The sequence below is a fragment of the Citrobacter sp. LST-B2 genome (assembly GCF_057983045.1).
On record NZ_CP192598.1, the window covers coordinates 4,020,557 to 4,032,332 of the forward strand.

The window sequence follows — 11,776 nt, forward strand, 5'->3', positions numbered from 1 at the left end:
TGTGCGTTGAGTTATGCGTTCAGCAGCTCGTACTTTTTAATTTTGCGATAAAGCGTGGCAATCCCAATGCCTAACTCATCCGCCACCTGTTTTTTGTTGGAGTGGCGAGATAGCGCTTCGCGAATCATCTGCTTTTCCATCTCTTCCAGCGCGGTTCCGCCGGTATCCTCAGACAGCAACTGCGCCGCATGAGCGACCGCTCCAACGGATTCCGGCGCTTTACCGTTGTTGATCAGATTTGGCGGTAAAAGCGTACTGTCGATCACCTCGCCTGAAGGGACCACGTTGACCAGATATTCCATCAGGTTGCTTAATTCACGCAGATTTCCCGGCCACTGATGGTGTCTGAGCAGGGTCACCACATCCGGTGCAATCCCCGGATAGACCAGCCCTAAACGGCGAGTATGCAGATGTAGGAAATAGTGCACCAGTAGCTCAATATCATCCTGTCGTTCACGTAGCGGGGGCAGAGTCAGTGGGATGACGTTCAGTCGATAGAACAGATCTTCACGGAATTTGCCTTCGGCGATAAACTGCCCGAGGTTCTGATTGGTAGCTGAAATAATGCGGATGTCGACCTGAACCGGACTGCTCGCGCCAAGCGGCAACACTTCCCTCGCTTCAATCGCCCTGAGCAGTTTAGCCTGTAGCATCAAGGGCATATCGCCAATTTCATCGAGAAATAGCGTTCCACTGTTTGCCGCCTGAATCAGGCCCGTTTTCCCATTGGCGGAGGCGCCGGTGAATGCGCCTTTAACATAGCCAAACAGTTCACTTTCCAGCAACTGTTCCGGTATCGCCGCGCAGTTGATGGCGATAAACGGTTTATTGCGTCGATCGCTGAGTTTGTGAATGGCGCGCGCGACCACCTCTTTTCCGGTGCCGCTCTCCCCCACAATCATGACGCTGGACGGACTGGGGGCAATACGGCCGATCAGCCGCTTAAGCTGGCGCATAACCCGGCATTCACCCACCAGTTGTTCAATATGCGGTTCATCGGTGGCAATCGATACAGAGGAACTGGTATGCGACTGATGGAAGGCCATCAGGAATAACTGCCGTCCCTGCACATGATGCAACTGACCAATGATCAGTTCACTTTTATCATCCCAGGAGACGATATGCTGCATATGCCCGTGCGTGAAATTACTTTCAAACGTTAATGGCCGAAACCTGACCGACTTTCCCACCATATTATTCTGCACCGCACCAAGAATTTTTAACGCGGTTTGATTCGCGAACTGTACGCGGTTGTCTTCATCAATGACCAATACACCTTGATCCATATTCTCGATCATTGTCGAAAATATTTTACTGATGTTGTCACTCCCACTCTGATCTTCGAGAAGTTTTGAAACAAAAATAGTGGATATATGGCGAACATAGTCTGAAAACTCGCGCAGGTTGTCATTGATATGTTCCTGCTGTTCATGCGTTACGGCAATCAAACTGATCACTCCTACACAGCGGTCCTGCAGAATGACGGGGGTTCCCAGAAAAGCCTTCTCGCGACAGTTATCTTTGCTATCGCAGCCTTCACAGAGCGGGTCAAAGCGGGAATGCGTCACAACCTTTTCTTTTTTACTTTCCAGTACATAGCGCAACAGTCTGGAGTTACCGCTCAACGGGCGTCCGAGGTATTTCCCGTAAGCGCCGGTTCCCGCGACGCGGCAGAGGTTATCATCGACGATCTCAACTTCGAGTTGCAAAACGCTGGCAAGCATTCTGGCGAAACGCTGAATGGTAGGTTGAATCTGCATCAAAATGGACTGCGTTGTTGCAAGCACCATAGTCTTACCTTCCGGAATCACTTAAATGATTGATCATTGAAGACATTGATGGTTCGTAGAATATAAGGATACTAACTCAGACAAAATTTGCTTTGATAAAAACACAGGCTCTTTATCATTTTATAATGAAAATATGCAAGAGAAATCACATTTCTATATCAATATGAGAATCAGCGTAGTGAGTTTATCAAACTGACGGTATTTACTCTTCATCCGGGTATTATTCTGTCAGTCAGTTCATTGACACATTGCGTTATTTATTAAGCCAAACGTTTTCGTATATTCATGACGAATTACAGATAGCTTTATTCTGTGATCAGTGCCACATATTGCCTGATGATTTCCTATTTATCCGCCGTCGGATTCATTTTGGCACGCTTATTGTTAGTCCCTGGTATATCGGTGATGCCGCTTGTCATTACCGCGAATAAGCCACCTTGCCGTCATTCCACTACCAGGACCTTACCATGAAAACTGTTAATGAGCTGATAAAGGATATCAATTCGCTGACCTCACACCTTCACGAGAAGGATTTTTTGCTTACGTGGGAACAGACGCCGGATGAACTGAAACAAGTCCTGGACGTCGCTGCTGCGCTGAAGATGCTGCGTGCCGAAAACATCGCGACCAAAGTCTTCAATAGTGGATTAGGGATTTCCGTTTTCCGCGATAACTCCACCCGTACCCGCTTTTCTTACGCGTCCGCCCTTAACCTGCTCGGCCTGGCTCAGCAGGATCTGGACGAAGGAAAATCACAAATCGCGCACGGCGAAACCGTCCGCGAAACGGCCAATATGATCTCCTTCTGCGCCGACGCCATTGGTATTCGCGACGACATGTATCTTGGTGCGGGCAACGCCTATATGCGTGAAGTCGGCGCCGCGCTGGATGACGGCTACAAACAGGGCGTGCTGCCGCAGCGTCCGGCGTTAGTTAACCTGCAATGCGATATCGACCATCCAACACAGGCGATGGCGGATTTGGCCTGGCTACGTGAACATTTTGGTTCGCTGGAAAACCTTAAGGGTAAAAAAATCGCCATGACCTGGGCCTACTCACCCAGCTACGGCAAACCCCTCTCTGTGCCACAAGGCATTATCGGTCTGATGACCCGCTTCGGTATGGACGTCACCCTGGCGCATCCGGAAGGATATGACCTGATCCCGGACGTGATTGAAGTGGCGAAAAACAACGCGAACGCGTCCGGCGGCAGCTTCCGCCAGGTCACCAGCATGGAAGAAGCCTTCAAAGATGCCGACATCGTCTATCCGAAATCATGGGCGCCTTACAAAGTGATGGAAGAACGTACCGAACTTCTGCGCGCCAACGATCACGCGGCCCTGAAAGAGCTGGAAAGACAGTGTCTTGAGCAAAACGCAAAGCATAAAAACTGGCACTGCACTGAAGAAATGATGCAACTCACCCGCGACGGCGAAGCGCTGTATATGCACTGCCTGCCCGCGGATATCAGCGGCGTCTCCTGCAAAGAAGGGGAAGTCACCGACGCCGTATTCGAAAAATACCGCATAGCAACGTACAAAGAAGCCAGTTGGAAGCCCTACATCATCGCCGCGATGATCCTCTCCCGCAAATATCCGAAGCCTGGCGTACTGCTGGAGCAGTTGTTGAAAGAAGCGCAACCACGCGTGAAATAACCCCCTGAGCCGACCTGCCGGTCGGCTCTCCTTTCCGGAGGCCAAAAGGATAGGATATGTCCGTTTTCTCACTGAAGATCGATATTGCCGATAACCGCTTTTACAACGGTGAAACATCGCCCCTTTTTTCGCAAAAACAGGCCAAAGTGGCTCGCCAGTTCCATCAAAAGATCGCTGGCTACCACCCAACGCCGCTCTGTGCGCTGGATGACCTCGCCCAACTGTTTGGCGTGAAAAAAATCCTCGTCAAAGATGAGTCAAAACGCTTTGGACTGAACGCGTTCAAGATGCTCGGCGGGGCTTTTGCCATCGCCTGCCTGTTGTGTGAGAAATATCATCTTGATATTGAGACGCTCTCTTTCGAACAGCTCAAAAACACCATCGGCGAAAAAATGACGTTTGCCACTACCACCGACGGTAACCACGGTCGCGGTATTGCCTGGGCGGCACAACAACTCGGACAACATGCGGTGGTTTACATGCCGAAAGGCTCAGCGCAAGAACGCGTGGACGCCATTCTCAACCTCGGCGCGGAGTGCATTGTCACCGACATGAACTATGACGATACCGTTCGTCTGACCATGCAGCACGCTCAACAAAACGGCTGGGAAGTGGTGCAGGACACCGCCTGGGAAGGTTACACCAAAATCCCCACCTGGATTATGCAGGGCTACGCCACGCTGGCCGATGAGGCCGTTGAGCAAATGCGCGCCCTGGACGTCACACCGACCCACGTGCTGTTACAGGCTGGCGTTGGCGCCATGGCGGGCGGCGTGCTGGGCTATCTGGTCGACGTCTATGGCCCGCAAAACCTGCACAGCATTATCGTCGAACCGGACAAAGCGGACTGCATTTATCGTTCCGGCGTGAAAGGCGACATCGTCAACGTTGGGGGAGATATGGCAACCATCATGGCCGGTCTGGCCTGTGGTGAACCTAACCCGCTCGGCTGGGAAATTCTGCGCAACTGCGCCACCCAATTTATCTCCTGCCAGGACAGCGTCGCCGCGCTGGGCATGCGCGTGCTGGGTAATCCTTTTGGCAGCGACCCACGGGTGATCTCCGGCGAGTCCGGCGCCGTAGGATTGGGCGTTCTGGCTGCCGTCCATCATCACCCACAGCGCCAGGCCCTGATGGACAAACTGGCGTTAGATAAAGATGCCGTTGTGCTGGTCATCAGTACCGAAGGCGATACCGATGTGAAGCACTACCGGGAAGTGGTCTGGGAAGGCAAACATCCGGTCGCACTGTAACCCCCTATTGGAAAACGCTCCCCAGGAGATTCGGGAGCGAACACTGGAGAAAAGTCATGGCTAAGCACATTCCTTTTAAACTGATTCTTGAAAAAGCAAACGACTACAAAGAAGACATGACGCGTTTCCTGCGCGACATGGTCGCCATTCCCAGCGAAAGCTGCGATGAAAAACGGGTTATCCATCGCATCAAACAAGAAATGGAGAAAGTCGGTTTCGATAAAGTCGAGATCGACCCGATGGGCAACATTCTGGGATACATCGGCCATGGCCCGCGCCTGGTCGCAATGGACGCGCATATCGACACGGTCGGTATCGGCAACATCAACAACTGGAATTTTGATCCCTATGAAGGGATGGAGACCGATGAACTGATCGGTGGACGCGGCACATCTGACCAGGAAGGCGGCATGGCGTCCATGGTTTACGCCGGGAAGATCATTAAAGATCTCGGTCTGGAAGATGAGTACACGCTGCTGGTCACCGGCACGGTACAGGAAGAGGACTGCGATGGTCTGTGCTGGCAGTACATCATTGAGCAATCCGGTATCCGTCCGGAGTTTGTTGTCAGTACCGAGCCGACTGATTGCCAGGTTTATCGTGGACAGCGCGGGCGCATGGAAATACGCATTGATGTGCAGGGAGTCAGTTGTCACGGTTCCGCCCCGGAACGCGGCGATAACGCCATTTTTAAAATGGGACCAATCCTCAACGAGTTACAGGAATTGTCACAACATCTGGCTTATGACGAATTCCTCGGTAAAGGGACCTTAACCGTTTCCGAAATCTTCTTCACCTCGCCAAGCCGCTGTGCCGTGGCGGACAGTTGCGCCGTCTCCATCGACCGTCGTCTGACCTGGGGTGAAACCTGGGAAGGCGCGCTGGAAGAGATTCGCGCCCTGCCGGCTGTAAAAAAAGCCAATGCGGTGGTCTCGATGTACAACTATGACCGCCCTTCCTGGACCGGGCTGGTTTACCCGACCGAATGCTACTTCCCAACCTGGAAAGTGGAAGAAGATCACTTCACCGTCAAAGCGCTGGTCAATGCCTATGAAGGTCTGTTCGGCAAAGCACCGGTGGTCGACAAGTGGACGTTCTCCACCAACGGCGTATCGATTATGGGACGTCACGGTATTCCGGTGATCGGTTTTGGTCCGGGTAAAGAACCCGAAGCCCACGCGCCAAACGAAAAAACCTGGAAATCACATCTGGTGACCTGCGCCGCGATGTACGCTGCCATTCCACTGTCCTGGCTGGCAACGAAATAACGATCCATCTGTCTCCCCCGGTTTACCGGGGGATTTCTGGAGTGTGCTATGCGCGTATTGATTAAAAATGGCATTGTCGTTAACGCCGACGGACAGGCTAAACAGGACCTGCTGATTGAGAACGGTATCGTTCGTCAACGGGATGCGGAGATTACGCCGCCCCCTTCGTGTGAAGTGATTGATGCTGCGGGATGTTACGTTTTTCCCGGCGGCGTGGATGTACATACGCATTTCAATATCGACACCGGCCTCGCCCGTAGCTGTGATGATTTTTTTACCGGCACCCGCGCCGCGGCGTGTGGCGGTACAACAACCATTATTGACCATATGGGATTTGGCCCGTCAGGCTGTCGCCTGCGCCATCAACTGGAAGTCTACCAGGGGTACGCCGCGCACAAAGCGGCGATCGACTACAGTTTCCATGGCGTCATTCAGCACGTCAATCATGCCATCCTCGACGAGATCCCGATGATGGTGGAAGAAGGCATCAGCAGCTTCAAGCTCTATCTGACCTACCAGTACAAACTCAACGATGATGAAACCTTGCAGGTGCTGCGCCGTTTGCACAAGTCCGGCGCGCTGACCACCGTCCACCCGGAAAACGACGCCGCCATCGCCAGTAAACGGGCCGAATTCATTGCCGCTGGCTTAACGTCGCCACGCTATCACGCCCTGAGCAGACCGCTGGAATGTGAAGCCGAAGCCATCGCCCGGATGATTAACCTTGCGCAGTTAGCGGGAAACGCGCCGTTGTATATCGTCCACCTGTCCAATGGCCTGGGATTGGACTATTTACGCCTGGCGAAAGCGAATCATCAGCCCGTGTGGATAGAGACCTGTCCGCAATATCTGCTGCTGGATGAACGCCGTTATGACGGGGAAGACGGTCTGAACTTCATTCTCAGCCCGCCGTTACGCAATGTACGCGAGCAGGACAAGCTCTGGTGCGGCATCAGTGACGGCGCCATTGACGTGGTGGCGACTGACCACTGCACCTTCTCAATGGCGCAGCGCCAGCAGATCTCAGGCGGCGATTTCAGCCGCTGCCCGAATGGTTTGCCCGGCGTGGAAAACCGCCTGCAACTGCTCTTTTCTGAAGGTGTGATGAGCGGGCGAATTACCCCTGAACGCTTTGTCGCGTTAACCAGCGCGACGCCTGCCAGGCTGTTCGGCGTGTGGCCGCAGAAGGGGCAACTGGCACCTGGCGCTGATGGCGATGTGGTGATTATCGATCCCCGCCAGAGCCAGACGATCCATCATGCTCACCTGCACGATAACGCTGATTATTCGCCCTGGGAGGGGTTCCGCTGTCAGGGTGCGATTGTCAGAACGCTGTCGCGTGGCGAAACGATCTTCTGCGATGGCGTCTTTACAGGGAAAGCAGGCCGGGGCCGCTTCTTACGACGTAAGCCGTTTACCCCGCCCGGCGTGGGTGAAACAGATAACTGTGTATGATAAGTGAGGAAAAATGAGGAAGAAAATTGTTCTCGCGCTGGGTGGTAACGCGTTGGGTGAGGATCTGGCCGGACAGATGCAGGCCGTCAAAATCACCGCGCAGGCCATTGTGGATCTCATTGCGCAGGGTCATGAGGTTATCGTGACTCATGGTAACGGGCCGCAGGTGGGTATGATCAACCAGGCATTCGAAGCCGCGGCAAAAACAGAGGCGCACTCGCCAATGCTACCGATGTCCGTCTGCGTGGCATTGAGCCAGGGCTATATCGGTTACGATCTGCAAAACGCGCTGCGCGAAGAATTGCTCTCACGCGGGATGCACAAACCTGTCGCCACACTGGTGACGCAGGTAGAAGTCGACGCCCACGATCCTGCGTTTCTGAACCCCACCAAACCCATCGGTTCATTCTTCACACAGCAGGAAGCGGAACAGCTGGAAAAACAAGGTTATACGCTTAGAGAAGATGCCGGACGTGGTTATCGTCGTGTCGTGGCCTCGCCTAAGCCGGTGGACATCATTGAGAAAGAAACCGTTAAGGCGCTGGTTGAGGCCGGACAGGTGGTTATTACCGTGGGCGGAGGCGGTATTCCGGTGATTCGCGAAGGCAACCATCTGCGGGGGGCCAGCGCGGTGATCGATAAGGACTGGGCCAGTGCCCGCCTGGCAGAGATGATCGACGCGGATATGCTCATCATCCTGACGGCGGTCGAAAAAGTGGCTATTAACTTCGGTAAAGAAAATGAGCAATGGCTGGATCGCCTGTCGTTGAGCGATGCGGAACGCTTTATCAGCGAAGGGCATTTCGCTAAAGGTTCTATGTTGCCGAAAGTGGAGGCCGCAGCGTCGTTCGCCCGCTCCCGCCCCGGTCGGGAAGCCTTGATCACGGTGCTCAGTAAAGCGAAAGAAGGGATTGAGGGAAAAACCGGAACGGTTATCTGCCAGTAATATGATGCGTTTTATTCGCCGGGGGCGCTTTGCGTACCCGGCCTGGCGCCTCCCAGGCCGGATAAACATAGCGCCATGTGGCCATTCGCATTACGCCACTTCAAGCACCTCATTTGTTGACTTCACTCCCTGATGCATCAGCATCATGAGCGCTTCCAGCACTCCGCCGCCTATCGCTCTCGCTTTATCAGAGACGCTGGTAAAATCCGCCGTCTCGCCGCGCGGGTCGATATCGCCGATTTTAAAACCGCCCACCACCGCCAGCCCGTCACTTAACAGGCCGCGCACCATCCCCGACAGCGGTGCCATGATTTCGTTTTCGCCAATCCAGGCAATCACCTCGCCCTCTTCTACCAGATCGCCTAATTTCACTCTGGCGCGCATGATGCCTGCGGCGGGTGCACGAATCACCCGTCGTGCGGTATGCCCCATGATATTGCCGGGTATCCCGGTATTTTCCTGTGCACAACCGGCGTAAATCACCTGACCCAGCCAGTGTCCACGATTTGTTTCAATCACCGCATGGCAGTCTTCACCCGCAGTAAACCCAGGCCCCAACGCAATGGTCACAGGAGCCATATCTTTTCGCGTACCCAGATTTTGTTTTGCCAGAATCGCATCCACTACGCAGACGGGTTTCAGTGCGTCAATCAGCGAACCGGCTGGATCGACCAGAATCGGGATAAAACCACGCTCGGCTAACGCCGCCGCTTCTGCTGACGAGGTGGCCAGTCTTGCCGTCACGCCTTCCACGATCATTTCACCATCAAAGACGGCCTGCGCGAACGCAACGCTGCGGCGAATGACGGTCGGTTTCTCCACTTCCAGCATGATCACTTTGAAACCGGCATGGAACAATCGCAGCGCCACGCCGCTGGCGATATCTCCCGCGCCACGAATCACCACCCGCTGATGGCCGGACGGATGCGCGGTGCGCATCATCAGTCCACCAGGCGCATTATTTTTAACCTGTAAGATCTCCGCCAACACGCTGACCGCAATCTCCTGCGGCGTTTCAGCACCAATGTTGTAACCCACCGGCGCATGCAGGCGGGCAATGTGCTCTTCACCGACGCCCTTCTCCCGTAACTGACGCATAAACAACTGCACTTTACGACGGCTTGCCAGCAAACCCAGCCACGCGACGGGTTGCTCGATCAATTTGTCCAGCGCTTCCCGATCCTGATTGTTCGTCGCGATAAGCACAAAGTTGTCCGGACGGATCTCCAGCGCATCCACTGCCGCGGTAAAAGAATCGGCATGTAACAACTGTACCGAGGGAGGAAAAGCGTCCGGGTTAACGCTTTCGCGATAAACATCCGCTACGGCAATATCAAACCCTAACAGCGCTGCCCCCTGGGCAATCGCCCGGTTGACATGCCCGCCGCCGATTAACACCAGTCGCGGGCGCAGGCCGTGCACGCTAATAAAAACCGACATCGCGCCGCCGCAGTCCGAGCCAACGGCATCGGCGCCGTTGCGGGCCATCCGGCCATGAAACATACGCGGCTTTCTTTCCTGTAACGCCAGCAGCGCTTCGTCGATCACCTTGCGCTCCACCATGCCTCCGCCGATAGTCCCGACGATAGACCCATCCTGATGTACCAGCATCTGTGCCGAATGGCGGGGCGTGGACCCCCGGCTATCGACAATCTGCGCCAACGCAAATGGGCGGTTTTGCTCTTCAAGTTTTGCAGCCTCTGTGAAAATATTCATACAGACCTCAATGGATATCTTTTCAGGAACCCGGTGTTCCCGGCGTCGCTATCTCACAAATCTGCGCGTGATTGCAGGCGTTTCCTGTGCATTCCCCAGCCAGATAGCCTGCACATCACCGTCTGACAACAGTTGGATGAGCTCGCGTTCATCAATGGCATTCTCAGATTGAGAAAAACGATTGAGAAACCAGACGCGTCGACTGGCTGGCGGGGCATTTTTGAATGCTCCCTGTGGATGCTGAACCAGGCGAACCAGCGCCTTCAGCGATAAGGGGGATCCCTCCGTCAGGCCTGTCATCCCGGCGAACGGCGACCAACGATGCACCTGCTCTGCCCCCACGCGTTTCCCCAGCAGGTGTCCACCCATCACGGCAATCACGCAGCAACTGCTTTCAGGTATGCAAGGTTCGTGCTCATCTGGCGCTTTAAGCGGCATTCCGCGTGCGCCGTCTGCCTCGACGAGAACCACGTCACATTCCGATCGTCTGGCTAAGGCATCGATGGCGTCGGGTGAGAAACCACGTGCTTTTCCCAATGGGGCTTTCCACGACCGAAAGCAGGTAATGATGGGTTGCATTAACACGTGATACGGCAACCCGGCGGGCTCCCGACAGAAAAGGGTCGGCCAGGAGTGGTCAGGCAGAAACATATGCGTCGTCGTGGTGATGAATACCCGTCGACCTGATAATTGAAAGAGATGAGCGAGCCAGAAAAGTGTACTGGTTTTCCCACCCGCACCGATAATTGAAATCACCGTTGGCCGTTTCTGTGCACCTAAATCAAAGAATAAAGAAGCATGCCCCGGTATACTCATAAGCCTCTCTGAAGTGACATAACATCTAATAGACATTATGGAATCGCCATGCCTGTCGTCGACTGTATAATTACTGCTGCTGGGTTATCATCCAGAATGGGAAAATGGAAAATGATGTTACCCTGGCACGCAGGAACAATTCTTGATGCAAGTATCAAAAACGCGCTGCAATTTTGTAACCGGGTGATATTAGTTTCCGGTTACCGCGCCACGGAGATACATAATCGCTATGCGAATCAGCCTAATATTATTATTACGTACAATCCGGATTATGCTCAGGGTTTATTTACGTCAATTAAGGTTGGCGCTGCCGCCGTGAACAGCGGGCACTGCTTCATCACGCACGGTGACATGCCTGAACTGAATAACGATATTTTCCATAAAATCTGGGCGTTACGTAACGATAACGCACTTATCCCTTGCTATCAGGGCCAGCCCGGCCATCCTGTATTACTTTCCAAAAAATGCCTGTTGCAGGCCATCTCACAACCGGATGTCAGCAATATGCGTCAGGCATTGCTGCGCGGAAAACATAATCTTATTGAAATAAACGATGCCCGAATCACTCTGGATATTGATACACCAGAGGATTTTATCAATGCGCAGAATCGACACAGATAAATAGGAAATACGGAGTTAAACGATTGCGTTCAAATATTTCCCGATTCATTTTTCACTTATCATAATGATAAGCGATAGCCATTTTTGAGAAAACAGAATGCGATGATGAAATACCTTATCGCCATACCTCTCCCGGCTGATTTTCATTCTCATTTAGCGTTTGTGAGATATTTCACAAAGCAGACTTAAGATTAGAAGCGCCTCACAAAATTATATTTTTATGGCTCTGCTTTGTGAGTAGTGGTGCGAATGTTGC

Annotated in this window: 9 protein-coding genes; 6 read left to right on the forward strand and 3 right to left on the reverse strand. The window is 53.4% G+C overall.

The annotated features are described in order from the left end of the window. Positions 1-11: 11 nt before the first annotated feature. Positions 12-1,790 (reverse strand): sigma-54 interaction domain-containing protein, encoded by a 1,779-nt coding sequence (locus tag ACQ0PY_RS19320; protein WP_042999388.1) that lies wholly within the window; start codon positions 1,788-1,790, stop codon positions 12-14. 467 nt (positions 1,791-2,257) lie between these two features. Here ACQ0PY_RS19320 and ygeW point away from each other — a divergent pair, with 467 nt between their 5' ends. From ygeW to arcC, 5 genes are read left to right on the forward strand one after another with little or no spacing between them, the layout of a single operon-like run. Continuing rightward, positions 2,258-3,445, forward strand: coding sequence for a knotted carbamoyltransferase YgeW (gene ygeW / locus ACQ0PY_RS19325; protein ID WP_042999387.1), 1,188 nt, complete (start codon positions 2,258-2,260; stop codon positions 3,443-3,445). 56 nt (positions 3,446-3,501) lie between these two features. Beyond that, positions 3,502-4,698 (forward strand): diaminopropionate ammonia-lyase, encoded by a 1,197-nt coding sequence (gene dpaL, locus ACQ0PY_RS19330; protein ID WP_104446034.1) that lies wholly within the window; start codon positions 3,502-3,504, stop codon positions 4,696-4,698. 56 nt (positions 4,699-4,754) lie between these two features. Continuing rightward, positions 4,755-5,966 carry a YgeY family selenium metabolism-linked hydrolase gene (locus ACQ0PY_RS19335; RefSeq protein WP_042999385.1) on the forward strand — a complete coding sequence of 404 codons (1,212 nt, stop codon included), beginning with the start codon at positions 4,755-4,757 and terminating at the stop codon, positions 5,964-5,966. Between the two features lie 48 nt (positions 5,967-6,014). Next, on the forward strand, positions 6,015-7,421 hold the full coding sequence (gene hydA / locus ACQ0PY_RS19340; protein WP_044264387.1) for a dihydropyrimidinase: 1,407 nt from the start codon (positions 6,015-6,017) through the stop codon (positions 7,419-7,421). A 13-nt stretch (positions 7,422-7,434) separates the two neighbouring features. Beyond that, positions 7,435-8,367: a carbamate kinase gene (gene arcC, locus ACQ0PY_RS19345; protein WP_042999383.1), complete on the forward strand. Its 933-nt coding sequence runs from the start codon at positions 7,435-7,437 to the stop codon at positions 8,365-8,367. 90 nt (positions 8,368-8,457) lie between these two features. Here arcC and yqeB read toward each other — a convergent pair whose 3' ends face one another. Together yqeB and yqeC are read right to left on the reverse strand one after the other, a co-directional pair. Next, the gene (gene yqeB, locus ACQ0PY_RS19350) at positions 8,458-10,083 is read right to left on the reverse strand and encodes a selenium-dependent molybdenum cofactor biosynthesis protein YqeB (protein ID WP_042999382.1); all 1,626 of its coding nucleotides are present in this window, start codon (positions 10,081-10,083) and stop codon (positions 8,458-8,460) included. Positions 10,084-10,131: 48 nt separating this feature from the next. After that, on the reverse strand, positions 10,132-10,899 hold the full coding sequence (gene yqeC / locus ACQ0PY_RS19355) for a selenium cofactor biosynthesis protein YqeC (RefSeq protein ID WP_044264392.1): 768 nt from the start codon (positions 10,897-10,899) through the stop codon (positions 10,132-10,134). 48 nt (positions 10,900-10,947) lie between these two features. Between yqeC and mocA the strand changes: the two genes are divergently transcribed. Beyond that, positions 10,948-11,520 (forward strand): molybdenum cofactor cytidylyltransferase, encoded by a 573-nt coding sequence (gene mocA, locus ACQ0PY_RS19360; RefSeq protein WP_044264394.1) that lies wholly within the window; start codon positions 10,948-10,950, stop codon positions 11,518-11,520. Positions 11,521-11,776: the final 256 nt, after the last annotated feature.

Bases quoted from the DNA above. Each gene is read 5' to 3' on its own strand.
- ygeW (WP_042999387.1), top strand. From the start codon at position 2,258: ATGAAAACTGTTAATGAGCTGATAAAGGATATCAATTCGCTGACCTCA.
- dpaL (WP_104446034.1), top strand. From the start codon at position 3,502: ATGTCCGTTTTCTCACTGAAGATCGATATTGCCGATAACCGCTTTTAC.
- ACQ0PY_RS19320 (WP_042999388.1), bottom strand. From the start codon at position 1,790: ATGGTGCTTGCAACAACGCAGTCCATTTTGATGCAGATTCAACCTACC.
- yqeC (WP_044264392.1), bottom strand. From the start codon at position 10,899: ATGAGTATACCGGGGCATGCTTCTTTATTCTTTGATTTAGGTGCACAG.
- arcC (WP_042999383.1), top strand. From the start codon at position 7,435: ATGAGGAAGAAAATTGTTCTCGCGCTGGGTGGTAACGCGTTGGGTGAG.
- mocA (WP_044264394.1), top strand. From the start codon at position 10,948: ATGCCTGTCGTCGACTGTATAATTACTGCTGCTGGGTTATCATCCAGA.
- hydA (WP_044264387.1), top strand. From the start codon at position 6,015: ATGCGCGTATTGATTAAAAATGGCATTGTCGTTAACGCCGACGGACAG.
- yqeB (WP_042999382.1), bottom strand. From the start codon at position 10,083: ATGAATATTTTCACAGAGGCTGCAAAACTTGAAGAGCAAAACCGCCCA.
- ACQ0PY_RS19335 (WP_042999385.1), top strand. From the start codon at position 4,755: ATGGCTAAGCACATTCCTTTTAAACTGATTCTTGAAAAAGCAAACGAC.